Origin of the sequence: Pyxidicoccus caerfyrddinensis, from assembly GCF_010894405.1 — a bacterium.
GTDB lineage: Bacteria > Myxococcota > Myxococcia > Myxococcales > Myxococcaceae > Myxococcus > Myxococcus caerfyrddinensis.
Genome location: NZ_JAAIYA010000018.1, coordinates 138,516 through 152,390 on the forward strand (window position 1 = coordinate 138,516; position 13,875 = coordinate 152,390).

The following is a 13,875-nucleotide window of genomic DNA, read 5'->3' on the forward strand; positions in this document are numbered from 1 at the left end:
GGAAGGCGCGCGGCATCACGAGGCCGTCGTACCACTCGTTGGGGGAAGCACCGTTCAGGGCGCGGTGCACCTCGTCCCACGGCGTGTCGTAGAGGAAGCAGTACTCGTCCGCCCCCACGCAGTAGCCATAGAGGAACAGCGTCTCGTCCGCATAGCCCAGCTCGCCATAGAGCAGCGCATCCGCCTCCGCCACGCGTCCCGTCAGCGGGGCGAAGTGATGGACCGGCAATCGAAAATGCCAGGTGGTGAGCTGCGACAGGAGCGTGCGGACATCGGACGGGAGTTCAGCGGACATGGGCGGGGACCCTGGCGTTGAGTTTCCATCAAGCCCTGGACGCGGCATCCCCGTCCAGCCAGGCGCCGCCCCAGGCGCAGCAGTCGCTCGTCGTGGGTGTGGAGGCAGGCGGCGGGGGCCCGAGAGCGGCCGCATGCTGGACCCCTTCGCGGGCACCGGCGCGACGCTGGTAGCCGCGGCGAAGCTCGGTCGTCGCGCCATGGGCATCGAACTCGAGGAGCGCTACTGCGAGGTGGCGGCCCGCTGGCTGGAACAGGCGCTGCGTGAAGGTGCGGGCCGCGCGGCCTGAGGAGGGATGGGAAGGGCGCCAGCTCCGCGCTGGCGCTCTACTCGTTCAACCAAAAGATCTGGTCCCCGCTGCTGAGCGCCCGTTCCAGGAACTCGCCGAAGGTCGCCGCAATCTGGCGTGCCTCGCGCGGGTACGTCTCATGGTAGGCGTCGAGGAGAGGGTAGGGGCTTCCCGGCCGGGAGGTGTCGACGAGGACGAAGTCCGAGTCCTGGCAGTCCACCAGCGGGAACCACGAGGCGGCAGGCGGAGCACCTTTGTCCCTGAAGCGGACGCGCTCCGTCTTCCGCTGGATGTCCGCGAGCGAGAGGATGCTGTAGTTCGCGTCAGGCAAGGGGCGGAACAGCTCGGCGCCGTTGCAATGCAGGTAGAATGCGCGTAGCTCCGCGTCGAGCCGCCAACCCGCCTGCGCCTCGAACGCGGCAATCTGCTCCGGCGTAGCTGGCGGGCGCGGGAAGTGGGCGCGAGAGATTTCGGCCAGCATCTGTTCCATTGTCATGGCGACTCGACGTAGGGCTTGTCCTGCCCCACTGGGCCCCGCGCGTGTAGCACGCGGGGTAGGCGAGATTGATGACGTCGTGCACCCGGAGCATCAGTGGGCAGAGCCCGTACGATGAATTTCTTGGGAGCACGACCGTCAACCCGCCCAGGGCCGGAAGGAACCGGGCCCGCAATGACCCCAAGGGCGCTTCGTGGGTGGGGGCTTAGCAACCCCCCCACCGGGGCGGTAGCGTACGGGCCGGAATGGACTTGCAACCCGGAGACAGGTTCGGCCGCTACGAGCTGGTGTCGTGGCTCGGTCGGGGAGGAATGGCGGAGACGTGGCGTGCTCGCCTGGTGGGCGATGCCGGCGTCACCAAGCCCGTCCTCATCAAGAAGGTGCTGCCGGAGTTCGCTGGCGACGAGGCCTTCATCTCCATGTTCATCAGCGAGGCGCGCATCTCCGCCACGCTGTCGCATGGCAACGTGGCCCAGGTCTTCGACTTCGGGAAGGTGGACGGCGATTACTTCCTGGCCATGGAGCTCGTGGACGGCCAGCCGCTCCACCGCATTCTCAAGCGCGCGGCCAGGACGGGGCTGACGGCGCTGCCCATTCCCCTGGCAACCTTCATCGCCCTGGAGATGTGCCGGGGGCTGCACTACGCCCACACCCGCACCGATGAGAAGGGCGTGCCGCTGGGCATCGTCCACCGGGACATCTCCCCCGACAACGTGCTCATCAGCTACGAGAGCCAGGTCAAGATCGTCGACTTCGGCATCGCCAAGGCGCGCTCCCTGCGCAACTACTTCACCGAGCCCGGAGTGGTGAAGGGCAAGTACCTCTACTTCTCGCCGGAACAGGCGCGGGGCGAGGAGGTGGATGCGCGCGCCGACGTGTGGGCCACCGGCGTGGTGCTCTACGAGCTGCTCTGCGGGCAGTTGCCCGTGTCCGGGGAGCAGTACACGCAGTTGACGGCGATGACGCGGCTGTCGACCGGTGAGTTCCCATCCCCCCGGCAGGTGCGCAAGGACCTGCCCGAGGAGCTGGACGAAATCGTCATGCGCGCGCTGTCGGTGAACCTCGACATGCGCTTCGAGTCCAGCCACGCCTTCGGCGACGCCCTGGCCTCGTTCCTCAACCGCTTCGCGCCCCGGTTCTCGTCCATGAACGTGGCGTACCTCGTCCGTGAGTTGTTCCGGAAGGAGCTGGCCAACGAGGAACGGCAGCTCGCGGTGCCACCCGCGTTCCTCGAGGAGCTGGCCGTGTGGCGCACCCACGATGCCGTGGCGCCCGCTCCGCCTTCGAACAGCGGAGTCGCCACGGTCGTGCGACCCATGCGCCGGAAGGCGACGGCAGGCGCCGCCGCGCCCGAGCCCGCGGTGGTGCCCGGCCGCTCGTCGCGCGTCTCCCTCGCCACCGTGGGCCTCGGCGCGGGCGCGGTCCTCGCCCTGGGGGCGGTGGCCCTGTTCCTGACGTCCTCTCCGAAAGCCGTGTCGAAGGACCCGTCGCCGCTCCAGCCCCTGGGTGGGCCAGTGATGACGGCGTCTCCCACGCCCGGCGCGCCGATGGGAGACACACCTCGCGCGAGCTCGGAGGGGCAGGGCGGGCCCGGGTCGGAGGAGGGGGAAGCCAGGCTCCCCACGAATGGAGCGTTGCTCCCCGCATCGAGTGAGGCGCTCCTGACGGATTCCGGAGTCGCCGAGTCACCGGGGGCCGCGGCTCTCGCGCCGGGGACGGAGGCCTCCTCGGTGGATGGAGGACCTGACTCGCTTTCGGCGCAGGCCCTGGCGCTCGCTCCGAGCGGTGCAGCCGACGCCGGCCTCGATGGGGCGCTGGTGCCAGAGACCGTCGCCCCTTCCTCCACCTGGTTGGACGCGAAGCGGCACGTCATCGTGCTGAATCGAAAGCTCGTCGCCTTCCCGGGGCTGTCCGCTGGCAGGACCTATCGAGTCTCGGAGCTCTCCGACGTGCCTCGTCCGGAGCCGGAGAGCGTCAAGGCACCGACTGCGTCGAATCAGCCGCCCGTTCTCTTCCTGCTCCTGGGGTCCTCGGTGTCCGGAGAGACCACCCTGGGAGAAGTCACCCGGGACGGCCAGGACTTCCGGGGCGCGTCGGCCATCTCCTTCTTCACGCTGGGCTCGCCGCCCAATGGCCGGGCGCCACAGCGGACCCTCCAGCTCTCGAGCTCGCAGGTGGGCCCTGCGAAGCAGTGGGTCTTCCACCCGGAGTCGAGGGTGGCCTCCGTGGACAAGGCGGCGCTGATAGAGGGCTTGAACCGCTGGGACGCGTATTCCCTGACGCTGACGTCCGCCGGCACGGGGGCGTTCATCCATGGCCTGTCCCGAGGCCCCGCGCGCAGGGTTGCCTGTGTCCAGTGGAGCCCATCCCAGCTGGCGGGAGCGCCTGCCGCGGGCTGGCCCGTGGCGTTCCTCGTGGAGCAGGACAGGGAAGTGCGTGTCGAGGGAGTCGAAGCGCTCAGGTGCGGCTTCGTCGACGATGACCCCTCCGACAACCAGGGCCGGGCGGAGCTCCAGCTCCGGCGGACGGGCAGGGCGAAGGGGGACTGGCCCCCCAGCTCGGAGCCCGAGGAACTGGCGCGGAACACCTCCAGGGCCATTCGAGAGCGGGACTACGTCAAGGCCACCCAGCTGGCCAGGCAGTGCCTGGAACTCGAACCCCTTCACGCCAGTTGCCTCCTCCATCTGGCAACGGCGCAGGCCCGGCTCGGGTACAACGAGCCCGCCGCGGAGAACTACCGGCTCTTCGTGCAGCATCACCCGGACGACCGCCGGGCTGACCGTGTCCGCAAGTTGCTCGCGGAACATGATGTGCAGATGCAGAAGCCACGGACAGGGCAGCCGTAGCACGGTTGCGGCGGGCCCGCGTCAGGTTCCGTGGGGCATTCCAACGGCTGACAATGTCCGCGTATGCTTTGGGGAGTACCCCTCCCGGAGGACGCATGCGAACGCTGCTATTCGGTGGTCTGTTGGCGACGGCTTTGATGTCGGTGGGATGTGGCGGAACCCTGGAGCAGGAGGACGCCCTGGACCTGGAGTCGCAGAAGGCCCCGCTTCCCGACTGCTCCTCCGGCGTGAATGATCTGCGCAACTCTTACAGCGACGCTGCCCACACGAGCCTGGTTGGGCAATGGGGGTGCTGGTGCGGCGGGTTGTACAACTGGGGCACCGGTTCGCAGTACGTCGAGTACATCCTGGAGTGCTAGCCATTGCGGCGGAGCGGCTCGCTCGTCTCGTCTGGCTACTGCGGGCGCACGAGGGTTACGTCCGAGCCGCTCCCCACGGCTGCCCAGGGGACACCGTGCGCGTCCAGCCAGAACGCATGGAGCGACGAGCCGGCGATGAGCTGCAACGGTTCCCACTCCGTGGCGCGGTGCCTGCGGAACATGCTCTCTGTGAGGATGTGAGGGGAGTCGCTGTCGCGCTCCCAGGCCACCCAGGGCTCATGGTTGGCATCCATGACGAGCCTCACGTTGAGGGGCCCGTAGAACGGGGTCTCTTCATGGACCTGCTCCGGCGGACCCCAGTCGTTGTTCGACAGGCCGTCATCCTTCCACCGTGAGACGAAGATGAGGCTGCCGCCAGACGACAGTCTTTCCGTCCAGGCGACTGCCGGCCCGGCGACCCCGTCCAGCGCGATGGCGACATCCCTCGCGTTTCCACCCTCCGTGGCGAGGAGCGGCCTTCCCAGGGGAGACCAGCGTCCATCTCGGAACTCCATCACGAAGACGTGCGGGAGGGCGTGGTCCACGGGCTTCTCGGACCAGGCCACGACCACGCGGCTGGCATCCACGGCGATGGCCGGGTACGCCGCGAGGGTACTGCCCTCTGGATTGGCGGTGAGGAGATACCCCAGACTCTCCCAGGCCATGCCGTTCCAGCGGACGACCCCGAGTTCCTGCTCGAAGCGCATCTGGTAGACGAGGACGGGGTGGCCATCCGGGGCCAGCGCCATCCGGAACCGGGCAGAGCTGGGGGACAAGGTGTCCTGCGGCTTGCCCAGGCGGGTCCACGACGTGCCGTCAAACCGCATCACGTGGATATACATGAGGCCGAAGAGGTCATCCTGTTCGCCCCAGGCAAGCACCAGATTGCCCTCGGGGGAGCTCACGAGCTGGGGTTGGAGGGCGTTGCGCGTCCGCGCGTCCACCTCGCGAGGTGCGGGAAGGCGCTCCCACGCCTCACCGTTCCAGCGCGCGACGCCTGGCTCGTCGATTCCGTCACGGCCCCCCTCCTCGAGACAGGCGACGAACGGCACCTCCCGTGGAGACGTCTGCAGGGCGAAGGCACAGGAGCCGGCGACGGTGGGCGTCTCGCTCATCGAGGGCACCGCCCGAGCGAAGGGCCAGTAGCTGAGCTCCTGCTCGATGCTGGAGAAATCCCATTCGAGCAGGTTGCCGGCCCGGTCCTTCAGGTCCCGCTGGGACAGCTCGGCGTGCAGCGTCACCGGTGGACGCAGGGGCGCCGTCGGCACCAGCCGGAGTGTCTTCCCGTCCTCGCTGAGCACCGCCTGGTGCGCGACCGGGACGCCGTTGCCATCCCGCAGCACGGTGGGCGAGGCCTGGAGCGATTCGGGCAGGAGCGGCTCGGAGAAGACAATCTCCACCGGTGTGTCCGCGGTGGGAAAGGAATGCCCTGGCCGCCAGGACGCGACCTTCGGCCGCTGTCGGTCCACGACGACCGACGCGCTCGGGCTTTCGACGCTCCGGCCTCCGGCCGTGGCCCGTGCGACGAAGGTGAAGCCGCCCTCGGCATGGGTGGCACAGTTGACGGTGTGGACGTATGGGCTGGCGAGCGTCGTGACGCTGCTCCCGTTCGTGACGAGCACCACCTTCTGCGGCGTGCGGCCCGAGAATTCGACGGAGAGCTTCCACGTACTGCCCTCTCCGCAGAACGCCGGCCCTGTCGCCCGCACGGTGACGCCGAGTTCGGGGGGCGGCACGTCCGGCGCGTCCGGCGCGGACTTCAGTGAGTCACAGGCGGTGAGCCCCAGGGCCGTGCAGAGCAGCAGGGGCATCCAGGGGCGTGACAGCGGGTGGGAGGACATGCGGAGGCTTTCGTGGCGGAAGGGGCGTAAGACTTCCCTTGGACACGCGAGGCCGCCGGGATGGGACGTGCGCACTGGCGCCGGACGAGTGGCAAGGTGCTCCGGGCCGAACAGGCGTTCACGGTCCGCAGACCCGTTTCGCCTCGTTCGCGCAGCCGTTCGTGTCCCGGCAGCTCGTGCAGCGCAACTTCGTGCTGTTGTGCTTGTAGTAGCAACTGACGGGCTCGGAGCGGGCGTCACGAACCTCGCAGAACACAATGGTCCCGGTGGAGCAGAGCGGCTCCGCGACGGGCTCGCCGCAGCATCCCTCGCCGTCGAAGTGGGGCCGCAGCTCCGTGGTGCACTCCATCCCGGTGGGCGAGTCCGTTCCCTCGTCTCCAAGGTCCATGCCGGAACACGCTGTGAGGGTGAGGGCAAGCAGCCATCGCCACGGTCTGGAGGTCATGTGTTGAGCCTGTCTGGGGAGGTGGGGCCCGGAAACACGAAGGCCGGCAGCCCTTTGCAGGACTACCGGCCTTCATTGTGAGCGGCGGAAGGGATTCGAACCCTCGACCCCGAGCTTGGGAAGCTCGTGCTCTACCAACTGAGCTACCACCGCAGGCGAAGCGAGAGCCAAAGTAGGGGGCGGCCCTCGCCTTGTCAACGGGAAGTGTCGGGCTACTCCCCCTCCTCGACAGTGAGCTGATAGGCGTCCTGGAAGTTGGCCTCGCGGTTCTTCGCGTCGCGCACCTCGAAGACGTAGACGCCCGGCTCGGCGCTGTAGCGGATGCTCTCCGGCTGGTCGCCCTTGGCTCGGTCGGCCGTCTGCACGAGTGTCAGCTTTCCGTCCGGCTGCACGCGGTGCAGGTACAGCCCCACGTCCACCTTGAGGATGCCCAGCAGGGTGGCCTTGATGGGCGTGCGCACCGGCCGGTCCGACAAGTCCAGCCGGTAGAAGTCCGTGTCCTTCACCGGGAACACCGTGCCGCGCACCGCCTTGCCCGGCGTCAGCTCCTGCGCCCGGTCCGCGGTGTTGTTGGGCTCGCGCTCCTCACCGCCGTTGTCCGCCACCGTGGTGATGCTGATGCGGTAGGGCTGCTCGGCGTTCTCGAAGTCCTTCACCCACTTGCCGTCCACCTTGCGCGACGCGCCCTCCACCCGGAAGTAGCAGGTGCCGCTGCACGCCACGTTGTTGAGGCGCTCGGGCTCCTTCACCTCGCCGTCGTTGGCGCGCAGGAGCACCGTCTCCTTCCCACCGTCGCCCTGCGGCGGCTCCACCATGGAGAGCACCAGGTCCAGCCGCTCCACGCCGGACAGCTCCACCTTGGCCAGCACCGGCTCGGCCGTCTTGAGCACGAAGTGGTCCAGGTCGCCCTTCGGCGAGAGGAAGCCCTCGCGGTAGCCCCCGGCCGTCAGCGGCGTGGCCTTGTAGAGCTCGTCGTTGGGCTCCAGCTCCGCGTTGGCGCCGGCCTCCTCCTGCGTCACCGTGAGCGTGTACGGCGCGGTGGCGCTGAAGGTGCGGCGGGCCTCCTTGCCCGTGCCCGTCCAGCCTCCCTTCACCACCACGTAGACGACGCGGTCCGTGGCGCGCACGCCAATGTTGCGCAGGGACAGCGCCTCGCCCTCCTTGCCCCGCAGGGTGAACAGCGGCGCCTCCGCCGCCGACAGCACGGACAATTCCGGCCGCACGCCCTCCACCCCGGACAGGTCAATCTTCAGCGCCACCGACGGAGGCTCGGGCGGTATCGCCGGCGCCGCCGTCCCGGCGTCCTGCGCCTGCGTCGCGGCCTGCGCCGCCGCCATGCCGCCCACCTCGCCCGGCGTGGGCTGGCCCTCGGCGGGCGGAGCGGGCGGAGGCGGCTCGCCCCCGGCGAAGGTGCCCTCGGCGGCGGGCGGGGTGCCTTCCTGCGCGGTGCCCTGGGGGGCGGCGCCCTCGCCCCCCGGAGGCGGCGGGGTGCTGCCGGAGCCCGGCGCGGGGGCGCCTTCCGTGCCCGTGCCGGGAGCCGGAGCCCCCTCGGGCGCGGGCGCGGTGCCCTCGGAGCCCGGAGCGGCGCCACCGGCGGGGGCGGCGGGCTCGGGCAATTCGATGCGGTACCAGTCCTCGTCCCCGGCGTGGCCCAGGAAGGCCGTCACCGTCTGGCCCAGGGGCAGGGGGGCCGCGTCCACGGCCCTGTCGTTGGGCTCGCGCTCCTCGCCGTCGTTGGGGGCGCGCATCCGCACGTCGAGGGTGTAGGCGCCGCCCACGCCCTTGCGCGCGGGCACCACGCGCACCCAGCGCTCGCCCTCCACGTAGAGGTTGGGGTAGCGCTCCGGCTTTCCCTCGCCCTCGCTGTTGATGGCGGCCAGCCGGTTGCGGTCCCTGTCGTACACCTCCAGGGTGATGTCGCCGCCGGGCAGCCCGGACACGGTGACGTCCGCGACGCGGGCCGCGGGGGGCGCCAGGCGGTACCAGTCCTCGTCCGCCTTGTTCGGCTGCGCGGCCAGGTCCGCCGTCACCGTGCTGTCCCGGGTGAGCGCGAGCGCCTGGTCCGGCCGCTCGTTGGGCTCCTTCTCCGTGAGGGCGGAGGGCCCCGTCTCCACCGGGCCCGCGTCCGAGACTGCCGGCGTCTTGTCCTCCTTGCAGGCAACCAGCATCGCCGCCAGCACACAGCCCCACCCCCAACGTCGCATCACGGTCTCCTCCGGAAACGGGCCGTCATCCTTCCTCGCGGCGACCCGGTGTCAAGCGCCCCAACATCCGCGCCGGTGCTTTCATCCGCGATTGGAGCCCCCTCGCCCGGCGATCAAAGATGCACGCCCATGCGAAGCCTGCTCCTCGCCACCCTCCTGTTCGCCACCGCCGCCACCGCCGCCTCCAACGTCCCCCCGGGCTATGTGGAGACCTCCGACTGGCTGGAGCGCAAGGGCCAGCCGGAGCACTACGGCCCCCTCAACCTGCTCGACGGCCGGGACACCACCGCGTGGTGCTCCACCGGCGAGTCCCCGGCCCCCATCACCATCGGCTTCAAGGACGCCGTCACCGTGGACGAGGTGCGCGTCTACACGGGGGACGGCACGGACCGGGCCGCATTCAAGGCCCGCGCCCGCGCGAAGAAGCTCACCCTCACCAGCGTGGACTCCGCCCGCGCCCTCAAGGTGGAGGACAAGCGCGGCCTGCAGGCCGTGACGCTCAGCCAGCCCCTGAGCGGCGCGCGCTTCATCCTCGAGGTGGTGGACCGCTTCCCCGGGGCCGACGACGCGGCGCCCGTCTGCATCACCGACCTGGTCTTCTACTCGGGCGGCAAGGCCCTCAACGGCACGTGGCTCGCCCCGCGCCTGAAGTACGACGCGCGCCTGGCGCCGCTGCTGGGCACCTGGTTCGGCGGCCTGGAGGGCGCACCCGAGAGCTTCCTGTCGTTCTACATGGACGGCACGTTCCGCTTCACCCGCGAGCCCCTGGAGGGCGGCGGCCCCACGTCCGTCACCGGCACGTACACGCTGTCCGGAAATCGACTGTCCCTGGAGGTGCCGAAGCGCGGAAAGGTGACGGCGCGCCTCCAGAAGGGTGGGGAGGAGGGCGTACGGGTGCCCGAGGCCTCGCTCGACGTGGAGGGGGCCCTGGCGGAAGAGTGGGGCCGCGAGTTCCGCGGCAGGCCCTGAGCCGAAGCGGGGCGGCGGCGAGCGCCACCCGGCCTGGGCTCCGGGGGGAGCCGGGCGCCTAGAGGGCCGCCAGCTTCTTCTTCGAGCTGAAGTGGCGGAAGAAGGCGATGATTTCCTCTGCCGCGATCTTCACGTCGGTGGCGTCCTGGAATTCCGATTCCAGGAAGATGCCACCGCAGGACTCACACGTGTCGTAGTGGAGCGGGTGCTGGCGGTCGCCACCGTCCACCCGGACGAGGTCCACCTGGCATTCGGGGCACTGACCCGTCAGTGCCTGCGCATCCACCTTGCCGCCCTGGCTCTCCAGCCCGGGGAGGTTGTTGTGGAGCAGGACCCGGTTGAGGTCCGCGACGTCGATCCAGAGACCGCCGCAGTCTCCACACTTTCGCAACGTCAGATCATCCCCCTCGAGATCTGCCATCTCGACGTTGCAGCTGGGGCAATCCATGGGGCCGTTCAATCTCCTGCAGTGGGGGAGGGAAGCTCCCCAGTGGTTCGGAGAATGATAGGTCGCGCGAAAATTCGGATGCAACCCACGTTGCCGCTTCTGTTGGCAACGCGCCGTCTCTGCGCCCCTCCCCCTAGTCCCTCACGCCTTCGCCTTCACCCGCCGGATGTCCGCGCCCAGGCTCCGCAGCTTGCGCTCCAGGCGCTCGTAGCCCCGGTCCAGGTGGTACACGCGGCTGACGTCCGTGCGCCCCTCGGCCCGCAGGCCCGCGAGGATGAGGGACGCGCTTGCCCTCAAGTCGGTGGCCATGACCGGCGCCCCGCTCAGCCCCTTCACCCCCTTCACCACCGCGGTGTGCCCCTGGATGGTGATGTCCGCCCCCAGCCGGTGCAGCTCCGGCACGTGCATGAAGCGGTTCTCGAAGATGTTTTCGCTGATGACGGACGTTCCGTTGCTGACGGACATGAGGGCCATGAGCTGGGCCTGCATGTCGGTGGGGAAGCCCGGGTGCTCGGTGGTGTTGATGTTCACCGCGTTGAGGGTGCGGGGGGCCTTGCAGCGCAGGCCGCCGCCCTCGGCGGTGATGGTGCAGCCCGCCTCGCGCAGCTTGTCCACCACGGCCTCCAGGTGCTCGGGCACCGCGTGCTTCACCAGCACGTTGCCGCCGGAGATGGCCGCCGCGACGAGCAGGGTGCCCGCCTCGATGCGGTCCGGGAGGATGGCGTGCTCCACGGGGTTGAGGCCCTCCACGCCCTCGACGGTGATGACGGAGGTGCCGGCGCCCTCGATGCGGGCGCCCATCTTGTTGAGGACGCGGGCCAGCTCTTCGATTTCGGGCTCGCGGGCGCAGTTCTCCATGACGGTGCGGCCCTTCGCGAGCACCGCGGCCATCAGCACGTTCTCCGTGCCGGTGACGGTGATGACGTCGAAGTTGACGGTGCCGCCCTTGAGCTGCTTGGCCCGGGCCTCCACGTAGCCTTCCGTCAGGTGGATGTCCGCGCCCAGGGCCTTGAGCCCCTTGAGGTGCTGGTCGATGGGGCGCGCGCCAATGGCGCACCCGCCCGGCATGGACACGCGCGCCCGGCCGAAGCGGGCCACCAGGGGGCCCAGCACCAGCACGCTGGCACGCATCGTCTTCACCAGGTCGTACGGGGCTTCCGGGTGGATGTGGCCGTTGACGCCCACCTGGCAGACGTCCTTCTTGCGGGCGGTGAGCCGCTCCGCGTCGCAGCCCATGGTGCGCAGCACCTTGAGCATGGTGCCAACGTCCGCCAGGTCCGGGACGTTGCGGTAGGTGGAGGTACCATCCGCCAGCAACGCCGAGGCCAGGATGGGCAGCGCCGCGTTCTTCGCGCCCGAGGCCTGCACCTCACCGTGCAGCTCCGCGCCACCCTTCATCACGATCTTGTCCATGGTTCCCTAGCTTCTTCAGCCCTGTGGCCCGTCAGCCACGGGCTGTGTCCCAAAAGCCATGCGCTCCCGCCGCTCCAGGTCCTTCTCCACTCGCGCGTCCGCGTAACCCGCGGCCCGCAGGAGCTCCAGGACGGCAGGGCCCTGTGTCTCGCCAATCTCCATTGCAAGGAGCCCGCCAGGCTCCAGGAAGCGTCGCGCACCCGTCACCACCCGGCGGATGGCCACCAGGCCGTCCGGCCCGCCGTCCAGCGCCAGCTTCGGCTCGCGGCGCACCTCGGCGGACAGCGTCGCGATTTCCGCGGTGTCGATGTAGGGCGGGTTGGAGACCACCACCCGGAAGCGCGCGTCCGGCGGCAGCGGGGAGAAGAGGTCTCCCTGCAGCACCGTCACCCTGTCCGACACCTTGAGGGCCTCCGCGTTCTCCTTCGCCAGCGCGCACGCGTCCGGGGACAGGTCCGTGGCCACCACCGTGGCCTGCGGGCGCTCGGCCGCGAGGCTGATGGCGATGCAGCCCGAGCCCGTGCACACGTCCAGGGCCCGCGCCGGCGCGTCCTTCGGCAGCATGCGCAGCGCCGCCTCGACGAGGAGCTCCGTCTCCGGCCTCGGAATCAGCACCCGCGCGTCCACCTTGAAGGTGCGGTTGTAGAACTCGCGCACGCCGGTGAGGTACTGCGTGGGCTCACCGCCCAGGCGCCGTTCGATGAGCGCGCGGAAGGTGCCCAGCTCCTCCTTGGAGAGGGGCCGGTCCAGGTCCACGTACAGCCGGACGCGGCCCACCTTGAGCACGTGCGACAGGAGGACCTCGGCGGTGAGCCGGGGGCTGTCCACCTGCCGCTTCTCGAAGTGCTGCGTCGTCCAGGTGAGGACCCTGCGGATGGTCCAGGTCTCGCTGCTCATGCGTCGGGAGAGGCAGGCCGCGAGCCGCCGGTCTGCGCCTTGAGCGCCTCGGCCTGGTAGTAGGTCCGGCAGGCGGTGATGACGTCCTCGATGCCGCCCCCCATGATGCCCGGCAGGTTGTGCACGGTGAGCCCGATGCGGTGGTCCGTCAGCCGGTCCTGCGGGAAGTTGTAGGTGCGGATCTTCTCGCTGCGGTCGCCGGTGCCCACCTGCGAGCGGCGGGTGGAGTCACGCTCGGCGCGCAGGCGCTCCTGCTCCATCTCGTAGATTTTCGCGCGGAGCATGCGCAGCGCCATGTTGTAGTTCTTGAGCTGGCTCTTCTCCTGCTGGCACTTCACCACGATGCCCGTGGGCCGGTGGGTGAGGCGCACCGCGGAGTCCGTCGTGTTGACGCTCTGGCCACCGGCGCCGGTGGAGCGCATCGCCTGCCGGTCGATGTCCGACTCGTTGAGCTTCACGTCCACCTCCTCGGCCTCGGGCATGACGGCCACCGTAATCGTGGAGGTGTGGATGCGCCCTTGAGTCTCGGTGGCGGGCACGCGCTGGACGCGGTGCACGCCGGACTCGTACTTCAGGCTGCTGAAGACGGCGTCCCCGGACAGCGTCACCGTGGCGTCCTTGATGCCTCCGGCGTTGCCCGCGCTCATGTCGATGATGTCCGACTTCCAACCCCGCCGGTCCGCATAGCGGAGGTACATCTGCATGACCTCCTCCGCGAAGAGGGACGCCTCGTCGCCACCCGCGCCGGCGCGAATCTCGAGGATGACGTTCTTCTCGTCGTTGGGGTCCTTGGGCAGCAGCAGGAGCTTGAGCTGGGCCTCCAGCTCCTCGCGCTGCTCCTTGAGGCCGGGCAGGGCCTCGCGGGCATAGGCCTTCTCGTCCGCGTCCGAGCTGCCGAGCCAGGCTTCGACCTCGTTCAGGTCGGCCAGCACCTTGCGGTAGGTGCGGAAGGTGTCCACCAGCTTCTCCAGGCCCGCACGTTCCTTGGAGACCTTCTGGAGCCTCGCCGAGTCGGCGAGCACGTCGGGGTTCGACAGGTCGGCGGTGAGGCGCTCGAACCGGCGCTCGACGTCTTCGAGTTTGTCAATCATCGTTCTTCCGGGGGGTATTGCCCCTTTGTCCGCCCTCTGGCAAGGGTGGGCGGAGTCAAGAAAATCCTTGGCTGCCTGGGCGGTCGCATGAAAGAAGGGCCGCCCTCACCGCCTTTGGCGGTCGGTCTCACATCACCTACCCGGAGTCCTTCCACATGCCCGCCCAGAAGGGAAATCGTTCCAAGAAGAAGGTCGCCAACCGCGCCAAGGGTCGGAAGGCCCAGCTGAAGCGCCGCCGTAGCCGCGCCAAGAAGGGCCAGTCCAACAACAAGGTCTAGTTGG

The 13,875-nt window shown here is 69.5% G+C and carries 14 protein-coding genes and 1 tRNA gene; 5 read left to right on the forward strand and 10 right to left on the reverse strand.

Features of this window, described 5'->3' with window-relative positions; genetic code table 11:
* Positions 1-295: hypothetical protein (locus tag G4D86_RS35160; protein ID WP_163998492.1), on the reverse strand; the 295-nt coding region annotated here is incomplete at its 3' end.
* A gap of 133 nt (positions 296-428) precedes the next feature.
* On the opposite strand from G4D86_RS35160, the gene G4D86_RS53230 reads away from it, so the two are divergent.
* Complete coding sequence (locus G4D86_RS53230) at positions 429-584, forward strand: DNA methyltransferase (protein ID WP_338050628.1); 156 nt, start codon at positions 429-431, stop codon at positions 582-584.
* Positions 585-621: 37 nt separating this feature from the next.
* Here the strand turns inward: G4D86_RS53230 and G4D86_RS35170 are convergent, their stop codons facing one another.
* The gene (locus G4D86_RS35170) at positions 622-1,080 is read right to left on the reverse strand and encodes an SMI1/KNR4 family protein (RefSeq protein WP_163998494.1); all 459 of its coding nucleotides are present in this window, start codon (positions 1,078-1,080) and stop codon (positions 622-624) included.
* A 245-nt stretch (positions 1,081-1,325) separates the two neighbouring features.
* Between G4D86_RS35170 and G4D86_RS35175 the strand changes: the two genes are divergently transcribed.
* Positions 1,326-3,926 (forward strand): serine/threonine protein kinase, encoded by a 2,601-nt coding sequence (locus G4D86_RS35175; RefSeq protein WP_163998495.1) that lies wholly within the window; start codon positions 1,326-1,328, stop codon positions 3,924-3,926.
* A gap of 95 nt (positions 3,927-4,021) precedes the next feature.
* Entirely contained in the window at positions 4,022-4,285 is a 264-nt protein-coding gene (locus G4D86_RS35180; RefSeq protein ID WP_163998496.1) for a hypothetical protein, read from the forward strand.
* Positions 4,286-4,320: 35 nt separating this feature from the next.
* On the opposite strand, the gene G4D86_RS35185 is transcribed toward G4D86_RS35180, so the two are convergent.
* From G4D86_RS35185 to G4D86_RS35200, 4 genes are all read right to left on the reverse strand, one after another.
* The gene (locus tag G4D86_RS35185; protein ID WP_163998497.1) at positions 4,321-6,126 is read right to left on the reverse strand and encodes an Ig-like domain-containing domain; all 1,806 of its coding nucleotides are present in this window, start codon (positions 6,124-6,126) and stop codon (positions 4,321-4,323) included.
* 118 nt (positions 6,127-6,244) lie between these two features.
* Positions 6,245-6,514, reverse strand: coding sequence for a hypothetical protein (locus G4D86_RS35190; protein WP_163998498.1), 270 nt, complete (start codon positions 6,512-6,514; stop codon positions 6,245-6,247).
* Positions 6,515-6,651: 137 nt separating this feature from the next.
* Positions 6,652-6,724 (reverse strand) — tRNA-Gly (locus G4D86_RS35195).
* Between the two features lie 59 nt (positions 6,725-6,783).
* Entirely contained in the window at positions 6,784-8,775 is a 1,992-nt protein-coding gene (locus G4D86_RS35200; protein ID WP_163998499.1) for an ABC transporter substrate-binding protein, read from the reverse strand.
* Between the two features lie 129 nt (positions 8,776-8,904).
* On the opposite strand from G4D86_RS35200, the gene G4D86_RS35205 reads away from it, so the two are divergent.
* Positions 8,905-9,744 (forward strand): discoidin domain-containing protein, encoded by an 840-nt coding sequence (locus G4D86_RS35205; protein ID WP_205519979.1) that lies wholly within the window; start codon positions 8,905-8,907, stop codon positions 9,742-9,744.
* 58 nt (positions 9,745-9,802) lie between these two features.
* Here the strand turns inward: G4D86_RS35205 and G4D86_RS35210 are convergent, their stop codons facing one another.
* The 4 genes from G4D86_RS35210 to prfA form a co-directional block, all read right to left on the reverse strand.
* Entirely contained in the window at positions 9,803-10,192 is a 390-nt protein-coding gene (locus G4D86_RS35210) for a zf-TFIIB domain-containing protein (protein WP_163998500.1), read from the reverse strand.
* A gap of 141 nt (positions 10,193-10,333) precedes the next feature.
* The gene (gene murA / locus G4D86_RS35215; RefSeq protein WP_163998501.1) at positions 10,334-11,605 is read right to left on the reverse strand and encodes a UDP-N-acetylglucosamine 1-carboxyvinyltransferase; all 1,272 of its coding nucleotides are present in this window, start codon (positions 11,603-11,605) and stop codon (positions 10,334-10,336) included.
* Positions 11,606-11,620: 15 nt separating this feature from the next.
* Positions 11,621-12,502, reverse strand: a complete 882-nt coding sequence (prmC, locus tag G4D86_RS35220) for a peptide chain release factor N(5)-glutamine methyltransferase (RefSeq protein WP_163998502.1) — start codon at positions 12,500-12,502, stop codon at positions 11,621-11,623.
* Positions 12,499-13,593 (reverse strand): peptide chain release factor 1, encoded by a 1,095-nt coding sequence (gene prfA, locus G4D86_RS35225; protein ID WP_163998503.1) that lies wholly within the window; start codon positions 13,591-13,593, stop codon positions 12,499-12,501. Before prfA ends, prmC begins: the two co-directional genes overlap by 4 nt.
* A 155-nt stretch (positions 13,594-13,748) precedes the next feature.
* On the opposite strand from prfA, the gene G4D86_RS53955 reads away from it, so the two are divergent.
* Positions 13,749-13,871, forward strand: coding sequence for a hypothetical protein (locus G4D86_RS53955; protein ID WP_013941470.1), 123 nt, complete (start codon positions 13,749-13,751; stop codon positions 13,869-13,871).
* The last annotated feature ends 4 nt before the right edge of the window (positions 13,872-13,875 follow it).